Below are 26,318 nucleotides of genomic sequence, written 5' to 3' on the forward strand. Positions count from 1 at the left end.
GCCGAAGACGCCAGTATTAGACGAGTACAAGCGGAGTGTGCAGGGTGCACTTCGAAACTGTTGTGAATCTGCACTCACACTCAAGAAACCATCAGGAAGTGAAATGAGCATGCTGACAGGGAAGACCGTCGTGGTCACAGGCGGAAGTCGTGGCCTCGGCCGGGCGATGGTGCACGGTTTCGCGGAGCGAGGCGCGTCGGTGGTCATCGCGAGTCGAAAGTTCGAGAGCTGCAAGGCTCTTGCCGAGCAGGTCGAGGATCGCTACTCCGTTCGCGCCCTGCCGCTCGCGTGCAATGTGAGCGACTGGGACGAGTGCACGGCGCTGATCGAGAAGACCCTCGGCGAATTCGGCGGCATCGACGTACTGATCAACAACGCGGGCTTGTCTCCGCTGTACCCCAGCCTCGATCAGGTTTCGGAAGCCCTGTTCGACAAGGTGATTGCCGTCAACCTGCGGGCACCGTTTCGTCTGGCTGCACTGGCCGGGACACATATGGTGCAGCAGGGTGGCGGTTCGATCATCAATGTCGGATCCATCGAGGCGATCCGCCCCGGACCGGACGCCCTCCCCTACGCGGCGGCAAAGGCCGGTCTGCACACGCTGACAGAGGGATTCGCCCAGGCTTTCGGCCCTACCGTTCGGGTCAACACGATCCAGTGCGGCCCGTTCCTCACCGACATCTCCGAGAATTGGACGCCGGGGGTTCGCGAGAGCCTCGAGAGCAGCCTCGCACTCGCGCGATGCGGGCGACCCGAAGAGGTGGTGGACGCCGCGCTGTTCTTCGCCACCGGCGCGTCGTCGTTCTGCACCGGTTCGGTTCTGCGAGTCGACGGCGGAATGCCCTAGAAGCAGCTACCGCGATCGCCCGGACAAACGCCCCGGCGCCCGTGCACGCGCTTACGCGCACGGGCGCCGAGGCTGTCCGACTTCCGGGGTCACTCGATCAATCGATGCGCACGCTCGAAGAGTTGCAATGTGCGCGTGTGCATCTCGAACCCGAGTTCCGGCGGTGCCAAGCCGGCGAGCGAACGGACGTACGTCCCCTCGAGCACGATGCCGAGTTTGAAGCATGCCAGTACGCGATACCAGTCCAGATGTTCCAGCGACCGCGTGCCCGCCGCGGCGTAACGGGCGATCAGTTCGTCCGGTGTGGCGATACCACCCGCTTCGGCGAGGCGGCTGCCCATGAGATCCGTTCTTGCCCCCGCATCGGCCCAGACCGCCAGCAGCCATCCGAGGTCGAGCAACGGGTCGCCGATCGTGCACATCTCCCAGTCGACGATCGCGACGACCTTCGAGCTGTCCGGCGTGAACATGAGGTTGCCCAGGTGGAAGTCACCGTGCATCAGCCCAGGGTCCGCTGCTGGGGGTCGATGGCAATCGAGCCATTCGGCGATTGTGTCGACACCGGGTATTTCGTTGCCGGAGTATCCCATTCGTCGGTAGCTGTCGAGCTGATCGAGCCACCTGCGCACCTGTCGTTCCAGGAAACCGTCGGGACGTCCCATTCCGCCGAGTCCGATCTCGTCCGGATCCACTGCATCCAGCGTGAGCAGCGCGTCGACAACCGACAATCCCATCCGATGACGTATGTCGACCGATGCCTGCTGATCAGGTGACAGAGCGACCATCGCGTTGATGCCGTCGACGGGCTCCATCAGGAAGAAGACGGAGTCTCCCAGCACCTCCGGTGTCTCGCATCCGCCGAGCAGTCGGGGGTGCGGCACACCGGTGTCGCCGAGTGCACGCAATACCGTCATCTCACGGCGCAGCGCGTCGTCGGATTCGGGGCGCGGATGCCGCGGTCCGCGGCGCAAGACGTATCCGATTCCGTCACGCTCGAATCGGTACATCAGATTCTGGGTCCCCCCGCCCACCGGCCGGACGTGCGAGACCGGTCCGCTTCCCAAGCCGGCCGAGTCCATCCACCGTTCCACGGCGGGAAGATCGAGACCGATCACGTCCGGTCCCCTTCGAGCCGTGCCGGTCATCGCTGGTGGACCAGGTGTGCGGCGACCCCCTGCGGTGTCGGTGTCGTGGCGGAGGCGAATCGCTTCAGCTCGGTGCGTGCCACGGCACGACGATGGACCTCGTCCGGACCGTCGGCCACGCGCACGATCTTGGCCTCGGCGTACATCCGCGCCAGCGGGAAGTCCGGTCCGAGACCGGCGGCGCCGTGTGCCTGCATGGCGCGTTCGATCACTCGGGAGGCGACGTTGGGGACGGCAACCTTGATCCCCGATATCTGGCTCGCGGCTCCGGTGTTGCCGACCGTGTCCATGAGGTGCGCCGTGTACAGCGTGTAGAGCCGTGCCTGGTCGATCTCGATCCGGGAATCCGCTATCCACTCGCGGACCACTCCCTGATCGACGAGTGTGGTGCCGAAGGTGGATCTCTTGTTCACCCTGTCGATCATCGACTCGAGGGCGCGCTCGGCAGCACCGATCATTCTCATGCAGTGATGGATACGGCCGGGACCGAGACGCGCCTGGGACATGGCGAACCCCGCGCCCACCTCGCCGAGCATGTTGGTCACCGGAACCCGGACGTCCGTGAAGGTGATCTCGGCGTGCGACTCGAACGTGTGGTAGCCGAGGACGGAAAGATCCCGTTCGATGGTGACGCCCGGGGTGTCCTTCGGAACGAGCACCATGCTGTGCCGGCGGTGCCTGGGCGCGTCGGGTGCGGCATCGGTGATGCCCATGACGATGAAGAGCTCGCATCGAGGACGAGCAGCACCCGAGATCCACCACTTGCGCCCGTTGAGCACCCACTCGTCACCTTCTCGAACGATGGACAGCTCGATGTTGCTCGCATCCGACGACGCGACCCGAGGCTCGGTCATCGCGTAAGCGGATCGGATTTCACCGTCCATCAGGGGGCGCAGCCACCGGGCCTTCTGCTCGGGCGTCCCGAAGAGCGAAAGCAGTTCCATGTTTCCGGTGTCGGGTGCCGAACAGTTCATCGCCTCGGGGCCGAGGGGAAGGCTCCGGCCGCTCAATTCGGCCAACGGTGCGTAGTCCAGATTGGTCATGGGCTCGTGTCCGGCCTCCGGGTGTGGCAGGAAGAGGTTCCACAATCCTCGGTCGCGAGCAACCTTCTTGAGGTCCTCGAGAACGGGCGGGTTTGCGCGCTGCCCGTTCTGATCACGCAACTGCTCCTCGAACACGTTCTCCGCGGGATAGAGATGATTCTCGAGAAAGTCGATCATCTTCTCACGCAAGTGAATTGCTCGTGGACTCGGATCGAACATCATCGATGCCTTTCGGTGGATGCGGTGGGCCGCCGGTACTGCTCCCTGAGCCGGCGCTTGAACAGTTTTCCGCTGTCGTCACGGGGCAGGTCGTCGTCGAACACGACCACCCGGGGAACCTTGTAGCGAGCCAGGTGTGTTGCGACGAAGTCCCGGACGGCGCCGGCCGTGGCCTCGGCGCCCGGCAGGAGTTCGATGTGGGCGGCGAGGGACTCACCGAACTCGTCGTCGGGAATGCCGAACACCGCGACGTCGGCCACTCCGTCCATGCGCATGAGACAGGCTTCGATCTCGGCCGGATAGATGTTGACGCCGCCGGAGATGACCATGTCGCTGACCCGATCGGTCAGGTACAGGTACCCGTCGTCGTCCACATATCCGATGTCGCCGACGGTGATGTAACCGTCCTGCTCGATCTCGCGGCGCTCGGCATCGTTCCCGATGTAGGTGAAGTCGGGCCACCCCTCGACACTCCTGCCGTAGATGACTCCGGGTGTCCCGGCGGGAAGCCGCTCGCCCGTGAACATGTCCAGGATGCGGACATCGGAGCCGAAGCGAGGCTTGCCGACCGTTCCCGGGTGAGCAAGCGCCTCGGCACTGTCACACATGACGAACGGCCCGACCTCGGATCCACCGTAGTATTCGCGCACGATGGGTCCGAACCAATCGATGATCGCCTTCTTCGTCTCGGGGGCACAGGGCGCCGCGGCGTGCACGATCACCTGCAGCGAACTCACATCGAACGACTTCCGCACCTCCGTCGGCAGCCGTAGCAGGCGGGTGAACATGGTCGGCACCATCTGGACGGACTCGATTCGGCGACTTTCGACGAGACGCAGAAACTCGACAGGATCGAATTTGGGCATGATCGTGATGTCCATGTCGAGCGCCGCGGCGAACAGCGCATGGTTGTTCGGGGCCGCGTGGTACAGCGGCGCGGGCAGCAGCGTCTTCCCCCCGGGTCGCAGGCCGAGCAGGCCCATCGATGCTTTCAGCACCTTCGCCTGGTCTTCCACCGAAATCCGATTCCTGAGAACACCTTTCGGAAGGCCCGTGGTGCCCGAGGTGTAGATGACGCCCATCGGCGTCTGATCTGTGACCACCGAAATCGGCTCGTTGCTCGCAATGAGACCGTCGAGGGTGTCGTACCGCCCGGTGGCCCGGACGTCACCGAGCCCGTAGGCGTCGGCGACCTCCGCCGGCACCTCCGCCTCGATGACCACCACCCCCTCGGGCGCCTGGGCGACGACAGCACCGATCAGGTCGGAATGGGCGATGACAGCCTTCGCCCCACTGTCCCGCAACAGGTGTGCCAGGTCCGAACCCATCCAGTGCCAATTGACGGGGACCGGGACGGCGCCGATCGGTGCCGCCGCGAGTGTGGCCTCGAGGAACGCGATCTCGTTGCGCATCACGATGGCGAAGCGGTCTCCCGGCCCGACACCCGAGGCTCGGAGCCCGGCAGCCAGGCGCGCGGCCCTGGCTTTGACCTCCACCACGGTCTGCGCCCTGCCACCGGACCACACGCGGGGCTCTCCGGACCCGCCCGCCTCGAGGGAATCAGACCTGACTGTAGGTTTCCTGATCGCTTGATTTTTCATGCTCGGATCCGGTCTAGTCATAAACTAGACATTAACCGAGATTCACTTAGTTGTGAAGGGGGTCACGGAGCGCGGTGGGCGCTCGCCATCCCCGGGCTCACGCCTCCAGCACTGCCACCACAACCGCACTCACGTCGGCCACGAATCCCTCTGTGGATGCGAGATGTCGCGCCGTCGTCAGGTCATCGGCCACCGACAGCGCGATATGAACCAGGAGTCGAGCATCGCGCTGGTCGAGTTCGGGCCGGACTGCCCGGACGAGCGCTACCCATTCGGCCACGTACTCGCGTTGATACGCGACACTCCGCTCCTCGATTTCCACTTCACCCGTCAGCTGGTGCACCATCCGTGGCTGAGCCGCGAACCGGGACACATAGGCGTGGGCGAGAAGAGCCAGAGCCTCACGCGGATCGCTGGTTCGACTCAATGCCTGGTCGAGATCCAGCCACAAGGAGTGGGTGCCCCGCTCGAGCACTGCGCGGAGCACGGCAGCCTTGTTCTCGAAGTAGCCGTAGAGGTTCGGCCCCGTCACCTCGGCCGCACTGCCGATATCGTCCAGGGAAGTTTCCTGATAACCCTGCTCCGCGAACAGACGACTCGCAGCCAAGAGCAGCCGCTCCCGGCGCGACACCGGTGAAAGCCCCTTGCTCGCAAGGCTCGGACCGGCAGCCCCGATGTCGGCCATCCGCGCTCCCGCGACCGCACGCGCTGCGCGGACGAGTACCTCGACATGGGTCGACGCCGGGATACGCACCGACCGATAGCTCGGGCTCGCCATCACCGATTGGATCGCCCGCGCCAACAGCTCCGCCTGACCGGCCGTCAGCTGCGGCCGGTCTCGCCGCAGCAGACGCTCGTATCCTTCTGCAGACCTACGCAGCCGTTCCCGGAGGGACTCCCGCACCTCGGGGGGCAAGTGGCGGGCCTCGCGTGACCAGAGCACACCGAGGGGGCGAGCGACGGCGATCGATGCAGCTTCGGCGATCACCTCGTCGAGCGGGATGTCGCCGCTCGCCGGGAACTCGATGTCACCGAAACTGTCCTCGATCACGGCCTCGAGGAGAACCGCCTTGTTGGCGAAATGCCGGTAGAGCGCGCTCGGCCCGATTCCTACCCGGCTCGCGATCGCACCCATGGTGACGTTGTGGTAGCCCTGTTCGACGAACAGGTCCCGCGCATGCGCCAAGATCTGCTGCTTGCGGTCCTTCGGACGCCGTCTGACGCGATCTTCAACATTCTGCCCGGTCACCGAGGGGCCCTTTCTCCGAAGAAGTGAATCCGCATAAATGTATCGAGCACTCGCCATCGACGATCGGCTCGTCAGCGTATTTGCGGCGAGAACCAACCGCCGGTCGCCGGCGACGAACGCCCGCACGACACCCACCGGGACGACGTGCGGGCGGGCTATTACAGTCGGGGCAACACCGCGCACCCCGGGGGATACAACACAATGCAGCCTGCCTCGACCACACCTGCCGAAACAGGCACGACGGTGACCGCGACCGTCGTCGAACACCATCGCCTTCGCAACAACCTCTCGGTCATCCGTCTCCAGTGCGACAACGAGGTCGTGCCGTTCCGCGCCGGCCAGTACGTCGACGTCACAGTCGCGCAGCGGCCCGGTCTGCCGCGACGTCTGTCACCCGCGCTGCCACCGTCCCTGGACGGCAAACTCGAGTTCCACGTGCGGTCCGTTCCCGGCGGCTGGGTCAGCGGCAGCATCGTCGCCGACACCCGCCCGGGCGACGTGTGGACGATCGGTGAACCGAAGGGCGGCGATCTGCACGTCGACGACAGCGGCCGCATCGTCATCATGATCGCGGGCGGGACCGGTCTGGCCCCGCTGCGCGCACTGCTGCTCGACATGGCTCGTCGCCCCGAACCGCCGCGCACGTTCCTGTTCGTGGGCGGCAGTTCTCCCCGCGACCTCTACGCGTCGGACATGCTGTCGCTGCTGTCCGAGGCGTTGCCGTGGCTGACGGTGGTGCCGGTCGTCGAATCGGTCGAGGACCCGGACTTCCCGGATCCTTGGTACAACCGGATCGTCGCCCAGCTCGGCGACATCGGTGCCGACCCGGACGATCTGATCGAGGGCAGCCTCGACGAGGTCGTCACGTCCTACGGCGCGTTCGGCGACCATCAGGTCCTGTTGTGCGGGTCCGCGGCGATGGTCCGGGCGACCCTGCACAAGTTGGTCGAGACGGGGACACCCGTGGAGAACATCCGGTTCGACCCGTACTGATCGCCCGGGTGCGGGGGTTGTCTGCATCCCACTTCGGCAGGACGATGGATGGGCAAACATTCTCGTCCACCGAGGAGGGTCGTCATGACGACCGCTCGAGAGATCATGCATGCCGGTGCGACGTGCATCGGCGAACACGAAACCCTGGAGTACGCGGCGCAGCAGATGCGTGAGCTCGATGTCGGCTCACTTCCCATCTGCGGCGACGACAACCGCCTGCACGGCATCATCACCGACCGCGACATCGTTCTGAAATGTGTTGCGCGCGGGTTGGATCCGACGATGATGACCGCCGGCGACCTCGCCCAGGGCAAGCCGTGCACGGTCGATGCCGACGCCGACATCGACGACGTGCTCACGATCATGGAGGAGCACCGGATCCGGCGGCTGCCGGTGATCGGCGACCACCGGCTGATCGGAATGATCAGCGAAGCGGATCTGGCCACACATCTGCCCGAGGAGCAGGTCGGCCGATTCGTCGAATCCATCTGCGCCACCATGAGATAACCCGTCCCGAATCGAGGTGAGCGCCGATGAGCGCGCTGACAGGCAAGACCGTCCTGATTTCCGGCGCAGCGCGCGGCATCGGCGCCGCCACCGCGCGTGCCCTGTCCGAGGAGGGCGCCCGGCTGGTCCTGTTCGACGTGGACGCGCAGCCACTCGAAGCATTGGTCGCGGAGATCGGCGAGGACAGGGCGGTCGGAACCGTCGCCGATGTAAGGGATCTCGGTGCGGTTCAGGCTGCCGTCGATGCCGGGATCGACCGCTTCGGCGGCATCGATTTCGTTGTCGCCAATGCGGGCATCACATCGTACGGTTCGACCCTGCGGGTCGACCCCGAGGCATTCCGTGAGGTGATCGAGGTCGACATCGTCGGGGTGTTCCACACGGTACGCGCGGCGTTGCCGTCGGTGATCGCGCGCCGCGGGTACATCCTCGTCGTCTCGTCGCTGGCGGCGTATCTGGCCGCTCCGGGCCTGGCCGCGTACAGCACGGCGAAAGCCGGTGTGGAACACTTCGCCAACACGCTGCGCCTCGAGATGAGGCCGTACGGGGTCGATGTCGGAACGGCCCACATGTCGTGGATCGACACTCCGATGGTGCAGGAAGCGAGGACCGATCTACCCGCATTCGACCGGGCGTTCACGGAGATGCCGGGTCCGCTGGGCCGTGTTCGTCCGGTCGAGACGTGTGCCGCAGCGTTCGTGCGCGGACTCGGTAAGCGCTCTCGCCGTGTGTACGTCCCGGGATGGGTGGGTGCGGCAGGCTGGGCGCGGGCATTGCTCAACTCTGCCGTCGGTGACCGGTTCATCCTGCGGTTCATGTCGGACATGGCGTCGAGGATGGACGATCACATTGCGGCACTCGGCCGTTCGACGAGTGCCCGCGTGTTCGAACTCGTGACCAGAAGCTGAGACGTCGGCAGAAGTCCGCCCCGAACGCACTCGCGCTCATGCGGACACACCTTCCACGGCAGCATCCGGCCGCGCCGGGACCGCGACCGTGACCCACGCCCGTGCGATCACCGCCCCCGAATCGGTCGCGCACACCACCGCGACGTCCTGCACGGATTCGTGATCGGTCCGATAGTGCTGCAGCACACCGACTGTGCACTTCGCCGGTTCGGCACCGGCCGTGGGACCGGTGATGCGGACGCGGAATCGCCGGACGTTCTCGGCGCCGAACCGGTCGACGACGCAGCGGGCGAGTTCCCCGACAGCCCTCTCCGATGTTGCCGGCGCGTCCTCACACCCCGACAGAAACACTTCGGCAACCCTGCGGCCGACCGTGTCGAAGTATTCGACGGTCCGGTCCACACGGTGGGTCTCGGCGTCGCGCACCGTGCGGGTCCGGCCGCGGAGCGGTTCGTCCGCCCGGGGCGGGAGGAAGAACACGATGTCCGCCTCGTCGGCACCTGCGCCGTCGAGCCGGCCCGCCGCGGCGCCGAGCGACAGGAAGGTGGGTGCGGAACCTGTTTCCGGAACAACACTTTTCATGGTGATTCTCCCTCTCGCCCGGCGAGAATGCGTCAGACGGACACGCTCGCGTTCGCGGCGTCGCGCGCCGCGATGTATCCGAACACCAGACCCTGGCCGATGGTTGCGCCCGCGCCCGGGTACCGGTTGCCGAACGCGTTGGCGGCAGTGTTGCCGATCGCGTACAGACCCTCGATGACGCTGCCGTCCTCGCGCAGCACGCGGGCGCGTTCGTCGGCGCGCAGGCCGCCGCACGTGCCGAGATCGGACAGGGTCATCTTCACCGCGAAGTACGGGCCGTGGTCGAGCGGGCGCAGGTTCGGGTTGGGCTCGACCGTCGGGTCGCCGTAGTACCGGTCGTATGCGCTTGCGCCGCGAGCGAATTCGGAGTCCGTTCCCGCCACCGCGTCGTCGTTGAATCGGCGGAAGGTCTCGGCGAAGGCCTCCACCGGGATTCCCATCGATGCCGCGAGTTCCTCAGGGGTGCCGCCGCTGTGCGCGATGCCGGCCTTGAACCAGGAGCCCGGGATCGGCTGGCGCGGGAACAGTCCCGCGGCGAACACGTAGCTGTTGCGGTACTTCTGGTCGAACACGATCCACATCGACTCGACCGGATCACCCGAGCGTTCACGCTCGAGAACGGTCTGGCCGAACGTCATGTAGTCGCAGGACTCGTTGATGAACCGGGAGCCCTTCTGGTCCACGATGAACGAGCCGGGCAGCGACCGCTCGGCGAGCATCACCAGCGGCGGATTGCCTTCGCGCGACGGTGCGACCGCCGGGAACCACCACGCCTGGTCCATCAGGTCGACATCGGCGCCGACCTCCTGCGCGATCTTGATGGCGTCGCCGGTGTTGCCCTCCGCGCCGAGGCTCTCGCCGTCGACGAGCGATTCCGACTGGAACTTGTGCCGCCACTGCATGTCGTGGTCGAAACCGCCGGCGGCGAGGACCACACCGCGACGCGCCGTGACGGTCACCTCCCGGCCGTTCTGCTCGACGACCGCGCCGGTGACGCGATCGCCGTCGGTCACCAAACGCACGAGCGAGGTCTCCGTCCACACCGGGATCCCTGCGCGCAGCACACCCGCGAACAGACCCGCGGCGATAGCCTGGCCACCGGCGACGTACTCGCGTCTGATCGCCAGCCCTGCCACACCCTGCGCGAGGCGGCGGAAGATCGTCGAGAACCCCTTGACCGGCACCCGTGCCATGAGGTTCATCCACTTGTAGTCGGCGCCGGTGGTGGGCATCGGCAGACTCGCCTCCATCAGCCCCGGCCGCAACCGGCCCCGCTCGTCGCCGAGCTGCGACAGGTCGAACGGGCGGCACTCGCACGTGCGGCCGATCGCGGCGCCACCGGGACGCTCCGGGTGGTAGTCGGCGTAGCCCTTGGCCCAGAAGAACTTCATCGGCGTGGTACGGCTGAGCATCGCCACCGTCTCGGCGCCGTTGTCGACGAACGCGTCACCGCGCTCGACGGAGGCGCTGCCGTCGACCACCGCGCGGACGTAGGTGCGGCCACGCTCACGGGTGTCCCCGGAACGAGCTTCCTGCAGAACGGGATTGGCCGGCATCCAGAACGCGCCGCCCGACCGTGCCGTGGACCCGCCGACGTACTGCGTCTTCTCGACGACGAGCGCCGACAGTCCCTCCTCGTGCGCCGTGAGCGCGGCGGCCAGGCCGGTGCCCGAGCCGATCACGAGCAGGTCCACGGTGGTGTCCTGTGCCTGGACGGGGGCCGGTACGGGCTTCTTCGCCATGCCACTCTCCTTCGCCTGGTTGTTCCGCAACGAGGGACGACGGTAGACCGGTATCGACCCCGACGGCACGGACGTTCCCTACCACCGGGACACGCGGTCGGGAACCGGACGAACCGGTCTGCTCCAGGAAACCGGAACGGCGACTATCGCGGAACGACCGTGTACCGGCGCAGTGTCAGAGCGGGATTCTTGGCACGAACGGCAGACAGGCGAGCCGGATCGGTCTCGGCCACGGCGACGCCTTCACGCTCACCCAGCCCGGCAATCACCACGCCCATGGGATCGACGACGATGCTCGCGCCGGATCCCACCGGAGCATTCTGGTCGGCTGCAGCGACATAGATCGTGTTTTCGATTGCGCGGGCACGGACAAGAGTGGTCCAGTGGTCTTCCTTGAGCGGGCCGGCCATCCACGCCGCCGGCAGGAGCAGGACATCGGCACCGGCATCGACGATCGTCCTCGTCACCTCGGGAAAGCGGAGGTCGTAGCAGGTCTGGATCCCGAAGGTGATTCCGTCGACCTGGAAGGTCTCCGGGGTGGCGAGGGGCCCGGCCTGCACCATGTCCGATTCACGGTAGCCGAATGCGTCGTAGAGATGGATTTTTCGGTAGGTTGCCACGATGCTGCGGTGGGGAGCCATCGCGACGACAGTGTTGTGGATGCGGTCCTCGCCCGTGATGGTCTCGTTCATCCCCGCGACGATGTGGATGTCGTGGGTCTGCGCCAGATGCCCCAACTCCGTGACGAATCGTCCGTCCAGCGGTTCCGCCGTCGCCACGAATCGATCGTCCATCACCGGCACCGTGAACATGGAGTACTCGGGCAGGACGAGCAGACGGGCACCTGCCGATGCCGCCTGTTTCACCAGGTCACCGACACGTGCGAGGTTGGCGGCCGTGTCGTCGCCGGACGCGAACTGGCCGATCGCGATCTGCATGCCTCTCCCCTGTTCCTTCCGGCTGCACCGCGACCGGGCCTGGACATCCGCTTTTGTCGACGGCGCCCGAGAGCAGGACGATCCCGGCGTTCGGAAAGCAAACGGTTGAAGAGAGTTTAGTCTCCACCGTTTCCGCTGGTGGTGCGGATGCCGGGAAGACTGCGAAACTCGTTACCCGACAGGAGTATCGCGGTCAGTTCACGTCCCGACGCCGCACCAGAATCCCGGTGGTCACCACCGCGACCACGATGTAGGCGGTGACGGTGATGACCGCCCTGGGTCCGGAGATCACGTCCACCACCCCGGGCGTGCCCTGTCCTGCACCGGTCACCGCACCGACGAGCGACCCGGCGGCGGTGCCCGGCAGGAATGCCGTCACGTCCTGGACGAGCGGCAGAGCGGAACCGACACCGCGCAGCAGATTCTCCACGACGAGGGTCCACACCAACCCCAGGCCGACCGACAACGCCGCACTGCGGGCGTAGGTGCCCAGCGCGAAGCCGATCGTCGCCCACATCATGAACACCAGATACGCCGTACCCGCCGAGCGGAGAAGGTCGGTGGCCGCCGGCCAGGTGAGCGGTTGCGATTCGACCGTGGCGAGGACGACGGAAATGGTCGTGCACAGCACCGCGGTGACGATCACCATCGCGGCCACGATCACCGCGAGCGCGAGCAGCGCCCCGATCGTCGGACGCAGCCGGCCGTGGGTGAACACCGTCTTCCAGGTTCCCCAGGTGTAACCGTTCCCTGCGACGAGGGCGCCGAGGACGAGCACGAGGGCGCCCCCGAACAACGGCGTGCCTTGTACCAGGACATCGGGGACCGACTCGGGCAGGACGCCCTGCAACAGGGCCTCGGCAGGTTGTCCCTCGGTGGAGAAACCGGCCGATCCGGTCGTATACGAGATGTAGGGGAACACGTATCCGAATACGGTCGCGAGCAGGAACCATGTGCCGAGGGTCGCCCACATCGCCGGCCATGCACGCAACCGGAACAGTTCGGCGCGCACACTGCGCGCCACGGTGTTGCGCCCCGCGGCATGGGGGACCGGGCTGGTGGGTGAGCGCAGTGTCGACGCGGACATGTCACACCCCTTTCATCGGTGTGGAAGTGGTGGTCATCTCGAAGAACACGTCCTCGAGGGTGCGTTCGTCCGGTCCGATCGACGACACCGCCACGTCGGCGGCGACGAGCGCCCGGACGACATCGGGTGCACGCTCGGGTGGCAGGTCCAGCAGCACAGCATCGCCGTCGATTTCGAAGCCGTTCTCACCGGCGAGATCCGAGGCGATCGACACCACCCGGTCCTGGGGCGTGCCGCGGACCTTCAGGATCGCGTCGCCGAGCAGGGTGGAGACGGTCGATTCGCGCACCAGGCACCCGTTCGCGATCACGCCTACGCGGTCGCAGATCTCCTGGACCTCGCCGAGCAGGTGACTCGACAGAATCACGGTGTGCCCGGCCCTGGCGAGGTCGACGATCAGGGCCCGCATGTCGGCCATCCCACTCGGGTCGAGGCCGTTGGTCGGCTCGTCGAGCACGATCAGGTCCGGGTCACCGAGCAGGGCCGCGGCGACCCCGAGCCGCTGCTTCATCCCCAGCGAATACGACTTGTACGCATCGTTGCCGCGGTCGACAAGTCCGACCCGGCCCAGCACCTCCTCCACGCACCGATCACTCAACCCGCGGTGACGCGCCAGGGTGCGTAGGTTCGCTCGTCCCGACAGATAGGGAAAGAAGCCGGGCCCCTCGATGAGAGCACCGGTACACGAGGACGATTCGCGCGAGCCGGCGGGCCTGCCGAGAACGCGGACGGACCCGGAGGTCGGGCGGATCAGGCCGAGGATCATGCGCAGCGTCGTGGTCTTCCCGGCGCCGTTGGGGCCGAGGAATCCGTAGATCTCGCCGCGCCGGACGGTCATGTCGACGGAGTCGACCGCGGCGCGGTCGCCATAGCGTTTGGTCAGCGCCGACGTCTCGACCACGATGTCGGCATCGATGTCCGCCGATCCCGCCCGGCCGGGTAGGTCGGTCGCAGTAGTGAGTGTCGTGTTGTCGCTCATACATCGATCGTCGGCCGCACACATGCCGACGTCGTCCGTCCACAGGCGTCATCGACCTACGCAATATTGCGTACGCCATCGACCGGCGTGCACGGCTAGCGTCGACGATGTGGGTACCGATCAGGGCCGTGCCGTCACCGAACCGGTAATGCTCCGCGTCGGGTTCACGCTCGCGCTCGTTGCCCTGGTCACCGTGGCGACACTCGGGGCGAACAACATGCGCCCGCCGGCCGCGATGGTCGGTGCGGGTGCTCTCGCAGCGGCCTGCGCGGGGGTCGCACTGACCGCCCCGCGATGGCCGCGAACCGCCCTGATCGCGGTGCCTGCGCTGGTCGGGATCTACTTTGCGACCGGTGGAGCCGACGGACCGATCTTCCTCCTGCCCGCCCTCGCAGCGTTCGGGGCGGCGAGCGTGCGTCCCGCCCGCGACCTCGCCGTCCCCGCTGCCCTCGCCGTCCTGGTTCTCGTCGCCGGGATGACGGCCCGGGTCCTCGTCGCCGGATATCCCGCGTGGGTCACGCTCTGGCAGACGCTCGGCACCGCCGCCCTCGCCCTCGCCGCCGCGGCCGTGGGGTGGTGGCGGTCGGCTCGGCGGGATGCGAACGCCGAGCGGATCCGCCGTGCCGCGACCGAGGAACAACTACGCATCGCCCGCGACCTGCACGACGGGGTCGGGCACGGGCTCGCAGTGATCGCGATGCAGGCCGGGGTGGCGCTGCACGTACTCGAGCGCAACCCCGAGGCGGTGCGGGACGCATTGGTCGCCATCCGCGACACGAGCCGCGACGCCCTCAACGACCTGCGGACCGAGCTGACGACCCTCACCGGTGACGCGGCCGAGCGCCGACCGCGACGTGGTCTGGCCGACCTGCCGGTTCTCGTCGACCGGGTCCGGGCCGCCGGCCTCGACGTCGACGTGCGGGTACCGGTCCTCCCACTACCGGCCGACGTCGATCATGTCGCGTATTCGATCGTCGCGGAGGCGACGACCAACGTTCTCCGGCACGCGCAGGCCACCGCGGTGACCGTCGAGATCATGCGCGAAGGACAGGCGGTGACGGTGCGGGTTGCCGACGACGGGCGTGGCCGCACCACAGACGCGCCGACCGGTGGCCTCGGGCTTCGCGCGATGGCAGATCGTGCAGCCGAGCTCGGTGGAACGCTCGTCGCCGCACCGGGACCGGAACGCGGCTTCGTCGTGCGGGCCGTGCTCCCGGTCGGTGCCGCCGGGAGCACGGAGGACCGGGCATGACCGTGCGGGTGGTGCTCGTCGACGATCAGACGCTCGTCCGGGTGGGCCTACGAACGCTGTTCGCCGCCGAACCCGATATCGAGGTCGTGGGCGAAGCCGGCGACGGTGGTGAAGCACTCGCGGTCATCGCGCGCACCCACCCTGACGTCGTCCTGTGCGATATCCGCATGCCTGCCCCCGACGGCCTCGAGGTGCTGCGCCGGATCACCGCCGATCCCGTGTTGAGGGACGTCCGCGTCGTGATGCTCACGACGTTCGAACTCGACGAATACGTCTTCGAGGCCTTGCACGCCGGCGCGAGCGGGTTCCTGCTCAAAGATGCCGAACCGACGGCCCTGCTCGATGCCGTCCGGGTCGTCGCCGATGGAGGATCACTGCTCGCGCCGTCGGTCACCCGACGCGTGATCGAGCACTTCGTCCACACGCAGGACACTGTGCAACCCCACCCCCGCATGGCGGATCTCACGGCACGGGAACGCGAGGTCGTCGCGTGGGTTGCGACAGGGCGGTCGAACAAGGAGATCGCCGACGAGCTGGTGGTCAGTCCCGACACCGTCCGCACACACGTGTCGCGCGCGATGATCAAACTCGGCGCGCGCGACCGAGCACAACTGGTGGTGTTCGCGATCCGCTCGGGCCTGCAGCCGTGACAGCGCCGGCGCCCCGTCCGTCGAGCGTCGAGCCCGCGACTGTCGCAGGCTCGACGCTTCCTCGACCTCAGTCGGACACGGTTTGCGGGACCGTCTCCGGATAGACCTGCTCGAACCATCCGCGCTGAGCTTCATCGAAGGTGCCCAGTTCCATCGCGCGGCGGCCCCACCCCTTGATGAGGTCGAGGAAACTGGTGACGTCGTAGATGTCCTCCTGCCTGGAGAACTTGCCGTTCCCGGCGTACGTCAGGATGCTCACGTGGGGTGCCGACCACACGGATCCGTCGCCCGGATCGCTCATCACGTCGTCCAGTTTGGCCACGATCGTGCCGTTCGTTTCGTCGATGACGTGGAAATGCTCGGGGAAGGCGACGGTGTGCGAACCGGGGAACTGGGCGAGGCTCGGCTCGGCCCACGCCCAGACACCGTCCTTGCCGTTGAGGACACCCGCCATCTGCTCGACATAGACGACATCGTCGGTGAACAGTTCGAGGAAGTCCCGCCAGCTCCCCTCGCCTGAACCGGCTCGGTTCACGGTTGCATGCCAGTTCTGAAACGCATTCTCGAGTTCTTCTCTGCTCCAGTTGGTTTCGCTCATACCGCATGCTATGCACCGGCGTACCGACCCACCCTCCACCATCTCCCGCTCAACGGGAAACCCGCGTTCCGTACCTACCCGAACTACCCTCTCGCTGGCCGGGAAACACTCTGTCTCGACGCTCGTCGAATTGAGACCGTACTGACCATGACACAAGCACTCACCCACGAATCCACACGACGCGAGATCGCCACCGACCTCGGGGTACTGCGCTACCACGAAGCGGGTGACGGGCCACCGCTGCTGTTGCTCCACGGTTCCGGGCCGGGAGTCACGGGCTGGCGCAACTATCGCGGTGTCCTGGCGGACTTCGCCGAGCACTTCCGCTGCCTCGTGCTGGAGTTTCCGGGCTTCGGTGTCAGCGATCCCGGCGACGGCCATCCGATGGCGATGGCCGGCCAGTCGGTGGGCGTGTTCCTCGACGCGATCGGTGTCGACGGTCCGGTCGACATGATCGGCAACTCGATGGGTGGCATCGTCGCTGCCACCGTGGCCATCAACGCGCCGCAGCGAGTGAACAAGCTCGTCACGATCGGCGGAATCGGGAAGAACACTTTCGCACCCGGCCCCGGCGAGGGAATCCGGCTGCTGATGGAGTTCACCGACAATCCGACCCGCGAGGGACTGGTCCGCTGGTTGCACTCGATGGTGTACGACCCGTCCGTTGTCACCGAGGAACTGATCGAGGAGCGCTGGGCCCTCGCGACCGACCCGACGACACTCGCGATTGCTTCCCGGATGTACAGCAGCGCAGCGTTTGCCGCGAACACCGCCGCCGCGAAAGCCTCCGGCGCGACTCCGTACTGGGCGCAACTGAGCAAGATCACGGCACCCACGCTGCTGACCTGGGGCCGTGACGATCGGGTCAGCCCGGTCGACATGGCGATGCTGCCGATGCGCGACATCCCGAATGCGGAACTGCACGTGTTCCCGAACTGCGGTCACTGGACGATGATCGAAGCAAAGGAGGCATGGACCTCCGCCGTGCTTGCGTTCCTGCTCCGCAAGGACGATGCCTGACCAAGCTCTCCCGAACGCAGCGAAGGTCTCTCGTGAAGCTCGAGCAATTACGCTTCACGAGAGACCTTCTTTCGACAGTCACGCCTGCCGGCGTGGGAAGCTCCGCTGCTCCTGTCTCCATCGGTTCACGACGGTCATTCGATCGGTATCCCCATCCGGGTGAGCATGTTCCGCGGATCTGCGGGCGGGTCGAGGTCGAGAAGTTGCTTCCCGCGTCGATGGGCAGCGGCGACGCACAGGTCGTCGTCGGAATGGATCCAGAATTCGCCGCGGGCGATCTGCTCGATCATGTGCTCTGCCGCGACGAGCGGGTCGAGTCCCTTCTCCACATTGTCACGTTGCATCGCCTCGAACACCGCGTTCGCGGTGGCGTTCTCCGTGGGTGCGTCGCGCTGCGCCGACAGAAAGATCTCGCTGCGAATCGAGTGCGGAATGACGGCACTGACCTGAATCGGTGCGCCGACAATCGACAGATCCTGATGCAGGCATTCGGTCATCGCCAACACGGCATGCTTGCTGACGATGTAAGGAGACTGGACGGCAACGGAATTGAGTCCACCCACCGAAGAGAGATTCGCAATGCACGACGGCGTACCCGCTTCGATCATCCGCGGAACGAACGACCGCAGACAGAAGAACACGCCGTCGACGTTGATCTGCATCACCCGGCGCCAGCGGTCTCTGTCGATCTCCCACAGGAGCCCCGCCGACTCCACCCCCGCGTTGTTCACGAGCAGCTCCACGCTGCCGTGGCGCTCGAACACCTCGGCAGCCATCGCCTCCACCGACTCGGGATCGGCGACGTCGACAGCGTACGGTTCCGCCCGACCGCCGGCCGCCACGATGTCGTCGCCCACCTTCACGGCACGCTCGTAGTCGACGTCCGCGACCACCACCGTCATTCCGAGGGATGCGAGATGACGTGCCAGACCCTCCCCGATTCCGGCAGCCGCACCCGTCACCACCGCGACGCCGTGGGAGAACCGTTCGCTCGCCTTACCTGCCGGCATGGTCACACCACCAGCCCGTCCGCGGCGATGTTCGGATTCGCCCATTCCGGAGGCTGCCGCCGCGGCAATTCGATCCGGCCGTCCAGGTCCATCACCGGGATTCCCTGCGACCACGGAAAGTGCAGGCTGAACGCCACGAGGCCGGTGCGCTCGGCTGCCGGCAGCGTGCACATCTCCAGAACTGTCTGCGCCAGGTACTCCACCGGTTCCGTCTCGTAACCCTCCGGCAGCAACGCCGCCGCACCCGGAGTCATGATCGCCGTCGACGGTCCGACCACATTGACGGCGATGTTGTCGTCGACCACCTCTGCGGCCAGGCCCTGGGTGAACCGATGCAACGCGGCCTTCGCCGACGCGTAGATCACATCGCCGGAGGTCTTGTTGTACTCCCGGAAGGGACGTATCGGCGGAAGCCCGGTGGACGAGCCGATGTTCACGATCCACCCGCCCCCGGCCTTGCGCATGCGAGGAATCACCGCCTGCGACAACAGAAAGGGAACCTTGAGATAGTGCTCGAGAGTGCGGTCGAAGGTGTCCTCACCCATGTCCTCGATGGAGGAGTAATCGGCGAACCCCGCATTGTTGACCAGGATGTCGATTCCGCCCACGGCATCCATCGCAGCATCGACGAGCCCCGATCGCTGCGCCGGGTCCTCCAGATCCGCCGCAATCGGGACGGCCCGGCCGCCGGCGCTCTCGATCAACTGCACCGTCTCGTCCAACGTGCCCTCGATCACGTGCTCACGCCCGTCCCGAATCGATCGCGAGGGTGTCCTCGAGCGTGCAGTGACCACCACCGCAGCACCTTCTGCGGCCAATCGCCGTGCGATCGCCCGCCCGATCCCCCGGCTGCTCCCGGTCACCAGAGCGGTGCGGCCTGTCAGTCGTCGTGTCATTTCTATCCCCGTATGCCTGGTCGTCCGGGCATTGCATCCCGAATTGTTGTGGTCATGTCCTGTCAGCTCGTGCCTGCTCGGCTCGCGGAGCCTGCTCCTCGAACGGCAGGGTCGAGAATCCGGCTGATCAACTGCCACAGTTCTTCCCGCGCGGGCCCGGTCAGCGACAGCTGCGGGAACGTGAGGAATCCGTGGAACAACCCGTCGAAGCGGTGCGCGATGACAGGCACCCCGTCCGCGGCGAGTCTCTCCGCATAGGCTTCGCCCTCCGAGCACGGCGGGTCCAATTCTGCGGTGGCCACCAGCGCGGGGGGCAGCCCCGCCAACGTCGAGGCGCGAGAGGGGACGACGAGGGCGCTGTCGCGGCCGTTCGGCGCGTACTGTTCCCAGTACCAGCGCATCGCCTTGGTTGTGTTGTAGTAGCCGACGCCGTATTTCCGGTACGACTCCGTCTCGAAATCGTCCCCGATCACGGGATACAGCAGGATCTGTGCCGCGATCGAGGGGCCGCCGCGCTCCCGTGCTGCGACCGAGACTGCTGCCGAGAGATTTCCACCGGCGCTGTCTCCGGCAACCGCTACCCGCGCGGGATCACCCCCGTAGGAGTCGGCGTTCTCCACCGTCCAGCACACCGCCGCGTACACGTCTTCCATCGCCGCGGGTGCCGGATTCTCCGGAGCCAACCGGTAGTCGACCGAAACCACGACTGCATCTACTGCCGCCGCCATCGACCGGCAGAACTCGTCGTGGCTGTCGAGGTCACAGAAGACGAATCCGCCGCCGTGCGCGAAGACGATCACGGGTCGCGGCGCTGCCCCGTCTCCGTGTGGGACATACACACGCAGAGACAGATCACCGCCCGGCCCGTCGATCACCACGTCCCGCGCCATCCGCATATCCGGGGTCCGCGTCAGCGGCGCTCGCCGCGAGACGATGATCTGCCGCAGCTCGGCAGCGGGATACTGCGTTACGTCGGGGAATCCTGCCTCCAAGGTGGAGAGCATCGCCTCGACATCGGGGTGCAGATCGGATCGGCGCACGCCCTTCTCCTTCTGATCGGAAGTGAATCCCCCAGTCGTCATCCGCTCACGCTAGGAGGCCGGACACACTCGCACACGACCGTCTCCCGTTCTCCGGGAGATCCACCGAAAAACGAAGAGTGGCAGTCGTACCGGAGACCGATCGGCGCGGGGTCGACGGTGGTGGACCCACTCAACCGCTCAGCGGAATCAGCCGTTGTATTCTCCGGAGTCCACGACCGACAGTGCCACCATGACAATCGAACCGACTCTCAGCGCAGCCGAACAGTGTCTGGCCATCGAGCAGATCAAGCGCACCTTCGCGGCGCGGCTACGGTGCATGGACAACAAGGAATGGCACGTCTATCCGACTCTCCACACGGACGACGTCGTGAGTTCGACGTTCGGCGACCACGATGTCGTAGGCGCCGACGCCGTGACCGCATCCATCAGGCGCGTCCTGGACGGCCGCATTCCGATCACGTCCGTGCATCACGGCCACACACCCGAAATCGAGCTGACCTCCGACACGACGGCCCGGGGCATCTGGGCGATGGAGGACAAACTGTGGTGGACGAACGGGGATCAGGAGGAGCACCTCCACGGATACGGTCACTATCACGAGGAATACCGCCTGGAGAACGGCAGGTGGCTGATCAGCCGGCGCGCACTGACCCGGCTCCGCGTGGACACGACTCCACGATTCTACGAGTGCAGGGAACCCACCTCGCAGAGCTGATCTTCCGTTCCGACCACGAAATCGAGCAGTTCGCGGACGAGCGGCCGTGAGATCCCCGACCGCTCGTCCGTGCCGGGAGAACTCACCCTTGGAAGGGTGCCCACGCGATGGGGTCGTCATCGTGCCTGGCGGAATCGTCGGACCGGCGTAGGCGAGGGGGACGCTCCTTCATCTGCTCGGGTTCCGCGTAGTGGACCTCGGCGAGGAGCGTGGCCGGGAAGTAGACGGACGCAGTGATGCCGGCGTTGGTCTCCGAATCGAACGTGGGCCGCAGCCGGACGCTGATGCCGTTTCGGGCAGCGAGGCGGCCGACGACGAACAAGCCCATCTGCCGGGGTGCATGAATTTCGGCGCTGTCGCCGGCAGCGAGACGTGTGTTGATCTCGCCGAGAATTTCGGCCGGTGCACCGATGCCACAGTCTGCAATTTCGAGTAGCAGTCCTCCACCGACGGCCGATGAGAATTCGAACGTGACGGTGCTGTTCGGCGGCGAGGCCCGCAGCGCATTGTCGACGAGTTCGGCGAGCAGGTGCACGACGTCCGTGACGGCGGTGCCTACGAGGTAGCCGTGAGGTGTTCTTCCGATCCGCACACGGTCGTAGTTCTCGACCTGGGACACGGAGGCCCGGAGAACGTCGCCCAGCGGGGTGGCCGCGGTGCGGGTACGGGGCCGGGTGCCGGACAGGACCAGGAGCGAGTCGCCGGTGCGGCGCATTCGCGTGGCGAGGTGGTCGAGGGAGAACAGGCTCCGGAGTCGGGTGGGGTCCTTCTCTTCGTATTCGAGGGAGTCGATGAGCGACAGTTGCTGTTCCACGAGGGTCTTGTTGCGGCGAGCGAGGGTCTCGAGCATCGTCGAAATCTGTCGGCGCAGGTGTGCCTGTTCGCCGGCGAGACGGAGGGCTTCGGAGTTCACGGTGTCGACGGCGCGGGCGAGTTCGCCGATTTCCTCGTCGGTGTGCACCTCGATGGGAGTGAGTTCGACCGTGGCGATGTCGGTTCCGTCGTTGACCGCGGCGATCGCGGCGGGCAGTTCGTGGTGGGCGGCGGCGAGGGTGCCGTCGCGAAGTCGCCGGATCGGAACGGACAGAGCACGCGCCACGAGAAGGGCGACGCCGAGGGCGATCACAAGTATCGCGGCGACGAGGATACTGTCGCGCGTCGCGGAGGTCCGCGCATCGGCGGTGAGCCGATCCAGAGTCTCGGTGATCTGCGCGATCGCCTTGCTGTTCATCTCCTGGTACGGAGGAAAGGCCGCCAACATCGCGTTGCTCAACTCCGCCCCCGAATCCCGTCGAGGATCGAAATCGGCAACCAGCGCCCGGCGGACGACGAGATTCTCGAGCAGGCCGTCGAGCCGGCCGTGATCGAGCGAACTTCCGCGCAGCAGCCCGAGAGTTGCCTCCTCGATGTGCATGGCGTTCTGAGCAGTGAGCCGTGCTGTCTCGGGATCGACGGCGAACAAGCCGAGTGCGTTCGCCTGGTCGAGCATCGTCCGTTGCGCTTTCCAGGCATTGAGCATGTTGGCACCGTCGGTCAGCACCTCTGTGCCCTCGGCAAGATCGAGCAACTCACGGAAAGTCGCCTCGCAGCGGATCAGAAAGTCGATCGTGCGCCGATCGAGTTCCTCGGCCGACATACCACCGGTGTACGCGGTGTCGTGGAGTGTTTGTCCGTCTTGGATCAGGCGGGCAAGGCCCTCGACGATTCGAGGCTCCAGGATTCCGGCAGTGGCGAGTGCCTGGACGTCCGCGGTGGATTGCCTGAACTGCTCCGGCTGAACGGTGGCCGGCATGCCGAGGCTCGCCGCAGTCGTCACGCTGACAACGTCGTAGGAAAAGTCGAACAGCGCGGGGATAGTAGCGAGTTGTTCGGAGAGTGATTCGAAGCGACGGGCCTCATCCAGCTGCGTGGAGATACGCAGTGCGCCGAGAGCGACAGCCGCGAGCAGGGGAACTACGAGAATCGCGGTCAGTTTGTACGACAAGCGCCAGTTTGCGAGCTTCACGGATCTGCGCCCGAATCGCCCCATCGGTCGGTTCCCTTCCATTCCCGTGTGTATTCCGGAGCGGCCGGTGACTACCGGCCGAATGCGCGGAACCTGCGCAGGTAGGGAACGATGCGACCGACCGGGACGGACCGAGGCCAGTCGTCGGACCGGAAGTACGCATCGGAGCCGCCGTCGACGAAGACTACACTTCCGCAGAGGAATTCGGCGGCATCCGACAGCATGAACACCACCCAGTCGCCGAGCTGCCCGGCGTCGCCGAATCGGCCGACGGGCACCGGGAAAGAACGGATGACCTTGGCCTCGGACGGTGTGGCGAGCTGCTTCTCCAGCAACGGCGTCATGATCGCGCCGGGCGCGAGTGCGTTGAGCCGAATTCCGGCACCCACCCACTCGGGACGTACAGCGGCGCGTCGCAACCATCTGCTGACGGCGATTTTCGATCCTGCGTAGATGATTCCCGGAGCTCCTCTTCCGAAGATCCGGACCGAACGCACCGCACGGTCCGAGTCGCCGTTGAGGAAGGCGTTGATCGTGCGACGGGGCACGGCCGGGGTGGTGGTCGTGGAATTGCTGGAGAAGACGACGACCTTGGCGTTGCCGGTCGACGCGAGCGCGTCTCGCCACCCCTCCAGGAGATCGACGACACCGAAATAGTTGACCTCTGCGATCAGCCTCGGACGCTCCGGCCCGGGCGCCGGGCCGAGACCGGCGGCGAGCACGGCACCGTCCAGCCGATCGCCCGCGGCCGCGAGCACCCCCCGCACCGCCTTCTGCCGTCCGCCGACGGTCGACAGATCGGCGACGACGTCGGCTTCCTGGATGTCGACACCGATGACGGTGTGCCCGGCGGACCGGAGCCGATCCGCAACCGCACGGCCCATTCCCGACGCCGATCCTGTCACCGCATAGATACCCACAGCACCGCCCTTTGCGCGCTCGAAGGCCACCGTCCACCGTCCCAGGTGGCCGATACTCGATACTCCGGCCTGACGCCGATCGGACAGCACGGCTCGCTGCGGGATTCCGCAGCGGGCCGTGCTGCTGCTGGTCAATGCAGCCGCGGCAGATCCGGTCCGGTCGGCAGATCGATCCGTGATTCGCTCAGTTCGTGACGCTCCACCGCACGGTCGATGGAGCGACGCAGCGCACTGCAGCCGCGCCGGTGGTCACCGACCGATTGCACTGCGTCCCTGATCATCGGGCATTCCGACGCGTCGGAGGTCCACTGGATCGAGGTGTGCGCGGCGCTGAACTTCTCGACGAGCACACCACGTCCGCACGTCTCGCAGTTCAGCGGCTGCATCGTCATCCCGGGACCACCGGGTCGATGAATTCCAGAGCGTCCGGGTTCGGCTCTCTCAGCATGGTCCAGTAGTCGACCAGGCGCCACGGACACGGCACCACCGCCCGTCCCTGACTGTTGCGGTAGTAGCCGTTGATCTCCGCGCCGGGATGCACCCACACAGTCTTGTCGAGCGCTTCGTCCACCTTGCGGTTGTACTCGTCGAGTACGTCCTGACGCACGTCCATCGCGTCGTGCCCGTTCTCGAGGAGGTACTGCAGGCACTCGACGATGTAGTGGACGTGTTCTTCGCTCAGAATATTGTGTCCCGCACCATGATTCGGCGCAGAGTTGGGTCCTGCCGTGACGAACAGGTTCGGGAATCCGGAGACCTGGATGCCGAGGTAGGCACGCGGATCGTCACCGCCCTTCCACCGCTCCGCAAGAGTGCGCCCGTCCTGTCCGGTGATCTCGATAGACGTGGTGAACTCCAGCGCGAATCCGGTGGCCAGGATGATGACGTCGGCGGGCACGAACCGGCCCTCGGTTGTGACGACGCCGTCCGGTGTCACACGCTCGAACGATGCTCGGTGCAATGCCACGTGATCACGGGTGAGTGCCTTGAAGAAGCCGGGGTCCTTGACGATCCGCTTACCGTACGGACGGAAGTCCGGGGTCAGCTTCTCGATCAGATCCGGACGGTCCGGGAAGCTGTCCTGCAAGTAGTTCCGCGCAGTGTTGAGCACCATCTCGTTGGCCGGCGAGGCCGAGAAATGGGTCTGCGCCCATTCGGGATCGATTCGCGGCAGTGTGTACAGATTGTCGGACGCGAACCAGTACGAACGCAACCGGAACCACTCGTGGTAACGGGGAATGTGGGCGAGGGCCCACTTCTCCTCCTCCGGAACGTCGTTCACGACGGCCTTCTCCGGCACGATCCAGTGTGGTGAGCGGACCACGACGTCGAGTGTCTTCACCCGATCGACGATGTCGGCGACCACCTGCACGGAAGTGCATCCGGTGCCCAGGACCACGACGCGCTTGCCGGTCAGGTCGAGACCCTCGTCCCAGTCGGCGGTGTGGACGACCGTGCCGCCGAACGAATCCAAGCCCTCGACGTCGGGGATGTTCGGCGAGTTGAGCATGCCCAGCGCTGTCACGACCGCGTTCGCACGGTGTACCTCCCGTGATCCGTCGGCGGACTCGGTGGTCACCTCCCACACGTGCTGGTCGTCGAGCCAACGTGCCGACAGCACCCGGGTCCGGAACGAGATGTTCTCGGCGATCCCGTAGGTGTCGACGACGCCCTTCAGATACTGCTGGTATTCGACGCCCGACGGGTAGTACTTCGACCAACCGGGGTTCAGCTCGAAGGAGTACGAGTAGTAGTGGCTGGGAGTGTCGACAGCAGCGCCCGGATACGTGTTGCGCGACCAGGTTCCACCGATCTCGTGTCGCGCCTCGAAGACGCGGTACCGGAATCCGGCGTCCTGCAGTTTGATCGCGGCGTTGATGCCGACGATCCCGGCACCGATGACGATGACGGAGAAGTCGGCGGGCGGCGTGACGGTCACCGGCACGCGGCGCTCCCCCAGGACGAATCCGGCCTGTTCGAGCAGGATCGGGACGAACTCGTCGTCGACGCGCTCCGACGTCGCGATCGTCGCCATGCGGAGAAATGTCTCGCGATCGGGAACACCGAGGCGATCGATCATTTCGACGGTGAGCAGTTCGTGCGCACGGGTCCGGATGTCGGCGACGACCTCGGCGGGGTACTGCCCCGGCGGAGTGGTCGGACGGGTGCCGGTGCGGTAGTGGTTGCCCGGTTCGCCGATCGTCAGCCGGGACCCGAACTCGTCGAGGAGGCCGGTATCACCGGTCACGTGTACGAGCGACATGAGCAGCGGCGCCGGATCACATACGTCGATCGCTGCGCGCAACTGTGATTCGTGGCTCTCGGCGTCGACGTCCGCACCGGAGTCGACGGGCACCGTCTCGGTCATC

The 26,318-nt window shown here is 66.2% G+C and carries 25 protein-coding genes; 8 read left to right on the top strand and 17 right to left on the bottom strand.

Going from position 1 to position 26,318, the window contains the following annotated elements; all coding sequences use genetic code 11:
• The first annotated feature begins 109 nt into the window (after positions 1-109).
• Positions 110-847: an SDR family NAD(P)-dependent oxidoreductase gene (locus ACN675_RS08115; protein WP_420750392.1), complete on the top strand. Its 738-nt coding sequence runs from the start codon at positions 110-112 to the stop codon at positions 845-847.
• 89 nt (positions 848-936) lie between these two features.
• On the opposite strand, the gene ACN675_RS08120 is transcribed toward ACN675_RS08115, so the two are convergent.
• The 4 genes from ACN675_RS08120 to ACN675_RS08135 form a co-directional block, all read right to left on the bottom strand.
• A complete protein-coding gene (locus ACN675_RS08120; protein WP_420750359.1) occupies positions 937-1,992 on the bottom strand; it encodes a phosphotransferase family protein in 1,056 nt (351 codons plus the stop codon).
• Positions 1,989-3,257 (bottom strand): acyl-CoA dehydrogenase family protein, encoded by a 1,269-nt coding sequence (locus tag ACN675_RS08125; protein WP_420750360.1) that lies wholly within the window; start codon positions 3,255-3,257, stop codon positions 1,989-1,991. Before ACN675_RS08125 ends, ACN675_RS08120 begins: the two co-directional genes overlap by 4 nt.
• Positions 3,254-4,855: an AMP-binding protein gene (locus tag ACN675_RS08130; RefSeq protein WP_420750361.1), complete on the bottom strand. Its 1,602-nt coding sequence runs from the start codon at positions 4,853-4,855 to the stop codon at positions 3,254-3,256. The genes ACN675_RS08125 and ACN675_RS08130 overlap by 4 nt, the downstream gene beginning before the upstream one ends.
• Positions 4,856-4,952: 97 nt before the next feature.
• Positions 4,953-6,104 carry a TetR/AcrR family transcriptional regulator gene (locus ACN675_RS08135; protein WP_420750362.1) on the bottom strand — a complete coding sequence of 384 codons (1,152 nt, stop codon included), beginning with the start codon at positions 6,102-6,104 and terminating at the stop codon, positions 4,953-4,955.
• Between the two features lie 201 nt (positions 6,105-6,305).
• Between ACN675_RS08135 and ACN675_RS08140 the strand changes: the two genes are divergently transcribed.
• From ACN675_RS08140 to ACN675_RS08150, 3 genes are all read left to right on the top strand, one after another.
• On the top strand, positions 6,306-7,097 hold the full coding sequence (locus ACN675_RS08140; protein ID WP_420750363.1) for an FAD-binding oxidoreductase: 792 nt from the start codon (positions 6,306-6,308) through the stop codon (positions 7,095-7,097).
• An 84-nt stretch (positions 7,098-7,181) separates the two neighbouring features.
• Complete coding sequence (locus tag ACN675_RS08145; protein WP_420750364.1) at positions 7,182-7,604, top strand: CBS domain-containing protein; 423 nt, start codon at positions 7,182-7,184, stop codon at positions 7,602-7,604.
• A gap of 26 nt (positions 7,605-7,630) precedes the next feature.
• Positions 7,631-8,512 (top strand): SDR family oxidoreductase, encoded by an 882-nt coding sequence (locus ACN675_RS08150; protein ID WP_420750365.1) that lies wholly within the window; start codon positions 7,631-7,633, stop codon positions 8,510-8,512.
• Between the two features lie 36 nt (positions 8,513-8,548).
• Here ACN675_RS08150 and ACN675_RS08155 read toward each other — a convergent pair whose 3' ends face one another.
• The 5 genes from ACN675_RS08155 to ACN675_RS08175 form a co-directional block, all read right to left on the bottom strand.
• Positions 8,549-9,094, bottom strand: a complete 546-nt coding sequence (locus ACN675_RS08155) for a hypothetical protein (RefSeq protein ID WP_420750366.1) — start codon at positions 9,092-9,094, stop codon at positions 8,549-8,551.
• 32 nt (positions 9,095-9,126) lie between these two features.
• Positions 9,127-10,836: a 3-ketosteroid-delta-1-dehydrogenase gene (locus tag ACN675_RS08160; RefSeq protein ID WP_420750367.1), complete on the bottom strand. Its 1,710-nt coding sequence runs from the start codon at positions 10,834-10,836 to the stop codon at positions 9,127-9,129.
• Positions 10,837-10,979: 143 nt separating this feature from the next.
• Positions 10,980-11,774 carry a carbon-nitrogen hydrolase family protein gene (locus ACN675_RS08165; RefSeq protein WP_420750368.1) on the bottom strand — a complete coding sequence of 265 codons (795 nt, stop codon included), beginning with the start codon at positions 11,772-11,774 and terminating at the stop codon, positions 10,980-10,982.
• A 193-nt stretch (positions 11,775-11,967) separates the two neighbouring features.
• The gene (locus ACN675_RS08170; RefSeq protein ID WP_420750369.1) at positions 11,968-12,861 is read right to left on the bottom strand and encodes an ABC transporter permease; all 894 of its coding nucleotides are present in this window, start codon (positions 12,859-12,861) and stop codon (positions 11,968-11,970) included.
• Between the two features lies 1 nt (position 12,862).
• On the bottom strand, positions 12,863-13,840 hold the full coding sequence (locus ACN675_RS08175; protein WP_420750370.1) for an ABC transporter ATP-binding protein: 978 nt from the start codon (positions 13,838-13,840) through the stop codon (positions 12,863-12,865).
• Positions 13,841-13,949: 109 nt separating this feature from the next.
• Between ACN675_RS08175 and ACN675_RS08180 the strand changes: the two genes are divergently transcribed.
• Positions 13,950-15,092 carry a sensor histidine kinase gene (locus ACN675_RS08180; protein WP_420750371.1) on the top strand — a complete coding sequence of 381 codons (1,143 nt, stop codon included), beginning with the start codon at positions 13,950-13,952 and terminating at the stop codon, positions 15,090-15,092.
• Entirely contained in the window at positions 15,089-15,742 is a 654-nt protein-coding gene (locus tag ACN675_RS08185; protein WP_420750372.1) for a response regulator, read from the top strand. Before ACN675_RS08180 ends, ACN675_RS08185 begins: the two co-directional genes overlap by 4 nt.
• A 67-nt stretch (positions 15,743-15,809) precedes the next feature.
• On the opposite strand, the gene ACN675_RS08190 is transcribed toward ACN675_RS08185, so the two are convergent.
• Positions 15,810-16,340 (bottom strand): nuclear transport factor 2 family protein, encoded by a 531-nt coding sequence (locus ACN675_RS08190; protein ID WP_420750373.1) that lies wholly within the window; start codon positions 16,338-16,340, stop codon positions 15,810-15,812.
• Positions 16,341-16,487: 147 nt separating this feature from the next.
• On the opposite strand from ACN675_RS08190, the gene ACN675_RS08195 reads away from it, so the two are divergent.
• Positions 16,488-17,360, top strand: a complete 873-nt coding sequence (locus ACN675_RS08195) for an alpha/beta fold hydrolase (protein ID WP_420750374.1) — start codon at positions 16,488-16,490, stop codon at positions 17,358-17,360.
• Between the two features lie 134 nt (positions 17,361-17,494).
• On the opposite strand, the gene ACN675_RS08200 is transcribed toward ACN675_RS08195, so the two are convergent.
• From ACN675_RS08200 to ACN675_RS08210, 3 genes are all read right to left on the bottom strand, one after another.
• Positions 17,495-18,370 (bottom strand): SDR family NAD(P)-dependent oxidoreductase, encoded by an 876-nt coding sequence (locus ACN675_RS08200; RefSeq protein WP_248672925.1) that lies wholly within the window; start codon positions 18,368-18,370, stop codon positions 17,495-17,497.
• Between the two features lie 2 nt (positions 18,371-18,372).
• Positions 18,373-19,266, bottom strand: a complete 894-nt coding sequence (locus tag ACN675_RS08205; RefSeq protein WP_420750375.1) for an SDR family NAD(P)-dependent oxidoreductase — start codon at positions 19,264-19,266, stop codon at positions 18,373-18,375.
• Between the two features lie 62 nt (positions 19,267-19,328).
• Positions 19,329-20,348 carry an alpha/beta hydrolase gene (locus ACN675_RS08210; protein WP_420750376.1) on the bottom strand — a complete coding sequence of 340 codons (1,020 nt, stop codon included), beginning with the start codon at positions 20,346-20,348 and terminating at the stop codon, positions 19,329-19,331.
• A 190-nt stretch (positions 20,349-20,538) separates the two neighbouring features.
• Between ACN675_RS08210 and ACN675_RS08215 the strand changes: the two genes are divergently transcribed.
• Positions 20,539-21,024 carry a nuclear transport factor 2 family protein gene (locus tag ACN675_RS08215; protein WP_420750377.1) on the top strand — a complete coding sequence of 162 codons (486 nt, stop codon included), beginning with the start codon at positions 20,539-20,541 and terminating at the stop codon, positions 21,022-21,024.
• A gap of 82 nt (positions 21,025-21,106) precedes the next feature.
• On the opposite strand, the gene ACN675_RS08220 is transcribed toward ACN675_RS08215, so the two are convergent.
• From ACN675_RS08220 to ACN675_RS08235, 4 genes are all read right to left on the bottom strand, one after another.
• Entirely contained in the window at positions 21,107-23,029 is a 1,923-nt protein-coding gene (locus ACN675_RS08220; protein ID WP_248672921.1) for an ATP-binding protein, read from the bottom strand.
• 71 nt (positions 23,030-23,100) lie between these two features.
• Positions 23,101-23,949: an SDR family oxidoreductase gene (locus ACN675_RS08225; protein WP_248673015.1), complete on the bottom strand. Its 849-nt coding sequence runs from the start codon at positions 23,947-23,949 to the stop codon at positions 23,101-23,103.
• Positions 23,950-24,080: 131 nt separating this feature from the next.
• Positions 24,081-24,341, bottom strand: a complete 261-nt coding sequence (locus ACN675_RS08230) for a hypothetical protein (protein ID WP_420750378.1) — start codon at positions 24,339-24,341, stop codon at positions 24,081-24,083.
• On the bottom strand, positions 24,338-26,317 hold the full coding sequence (locus ACN675_RS08235; protein ID WP_248673013.1) for a flavin-containing monooxygenase: 1,980 nt from the start codon (positions 26,315-26,317) through the stop codon (positions 24,338-24,340). Before ACN675_RS08235 ends, ACN675_RS08230 begins: the two co-directional genes overlap by 4 nt.
• Position 26,318 lies beyond the last annotated feature (1 nt).

The organism is Rhodococcus sp. O3 (assembly GCF_048897285.1).
Classification (GTDB): domain Bacteria; phylum Actinomycetota; class Actinomycetes; order Mycobacteriales; family Mycobacteriaceae; genus Rhodococcus.

Excerpts from the sequence above, each read along its gene's own strand:
- ACN675_RS08130 (WP_420750361.1), bottom strand. The coding sequence starts at position 4,855 with ATGAAAAATCAAGCGATCAGGAAACCTACAGTCAGGTCTGATTCCCTC.
- ACN675_RS08200 (WP_248672925.1), bottom strand. The coding sequence starts at position 18,370 with ATGCCGGCAGGTAAGGCGAGCGAACGGTTCTCCCACGGCGTCGCGGTG.
- ACN675_RS08150 (WP_420750365.1), top strand. The coding sequence starts at position 7,631 with ATGAGCGCGCTGACAGGCAAGACCGTCCTGATTTCCGGCGCAGCGCGC.
- ACN675_RS08215 (WP_420750377.1), top strand. The coding sequence starts at position 20,539 with ATGACAATCGAACCGACTCTCAGCGCAGCCGAACAGTGTCTGGCCATC.
- ACN675_RS08205 (WP_420750375.1), bottom strand. The coding sequence starts at position 19,266 with ATGACACGACGACTGACAGGCCGCACCGCTCTGGTGACCGGGAGCAGC.
- ACN675_RS08165 (WP_420750368.1), bottom strand. The coding sequence starts at position 11,774 with ATGCAGATCGCGATCGGCCAGTTCGCGTCCGGCGACGACACGGCCGCC.
- ACN675_RS08210 (WP_420750376.1), bottom strand. The coding sequence starts at position 20,348 with ATGACGACTGGGGGATTCACTTCCGATCAGAAGGAGAAGGGCGTGCGC.
- ACN675_RS08170 (WP_420750369.1), bottom strand. The coding sequence starts at position 12,861 with ATGTCCGCGTCGACACTGCGCTCACCCACCAGCCCGGTCCCCCATGCC.
- ACN675_RS08120 (WP_420750359.1), bottom strand. The coding sequence starts at position 1,992 with ATGACCGGCACGGCTCGAAGGGGACCGGACGTGATCGGTCTCGATCTT.
- ACN675_RS08175 (WP_420750370.1), bottom strand. The coding sequence starts at position 13,840 with ATGAGCGACAACACGACACTCACTACTGCGACCGACCTACCCGGCCGG.
- ACN675_RS08195 (WP_420750374.1), top strand. The coding sequence starts at position 16,488 with ATGACACAAGCACTCACCCACGAATCCACACGACGCGAGATCGCCACC.
- ACN675_RS08125 (WP_420750360.1), bottom strand. The coding sequence starts at position 3,257 with ATGATGTTCGATCCGAGTCCACGAGCAATTCACTTGCGTGAGAAGATG.
- ACN675_RS08115 (WP_420750392.1), top strand. The coding sequence starts at position 110 with ATGCTGACAGGGAAGACCGTCGTGGTCACAGGCGGAAGTCGTGGCCTC.
- ACN675_RS08140 (WP_420750363.1), top strand. The coding sequence starts at position 6,306 with ATGCAGCCTGCCTCGACCACACCTGCCGAAACAGGCACGACGGTGACC.
- ACN675_RS08230 (WP_420750378.1), bottom strand. The coding sequence starts at position 24,341 with ATGACGATGCAGCCGCTGAACTGCGAGACGTGCGGACGTGGTGTGCTC.
- ACN675_RS08185 (WP_420750372.1), top strand. The coding sequence starts at position 15,089 with ATGACCGTGCGGGTGGTGCTCGTCGACGATCAGACGCTCGTCCGGGTG.
- ACN675_RS08190 (WP_420750373.1), bottom strand. The coding sequence starts at position 16,340 with ATGAGCGAAACCAACTGGAGCAGAGAAGAACTCGAGAATGCGTTTCAG.
- ACN675_RS08145 (WP_420750364.1), top strand. The coding sequence starts at position 7,182 with ATGACGACCGCTCGAGAGATCATGCATGCCGGTGCGACGTGCATCGGC.
- ACN675_RS08235 (WP_248673013.1), bottom strand. The coding sequence starts at position 26,317 with ATGACCGAGACGGTGCCCGTCGACTCCGGTGCGGACGTCGACGCCGAG.
- ACN675_RS08160 (WP_420750367.1), bottom strand. The coding sequence starts at position 10,836 with ATGGCGAAGAAGCCCGTACCGGCCCCCGTCCAGGCACAGGACACCACC.
- ACN675_RS08155 (WP_420750366.1), bottom strand. The coding sequence starts at position 9,094 with ATGAAAAGTGTTGTTCCGGAAACAGGTTCCGCACCCACCTTCCTGTCG.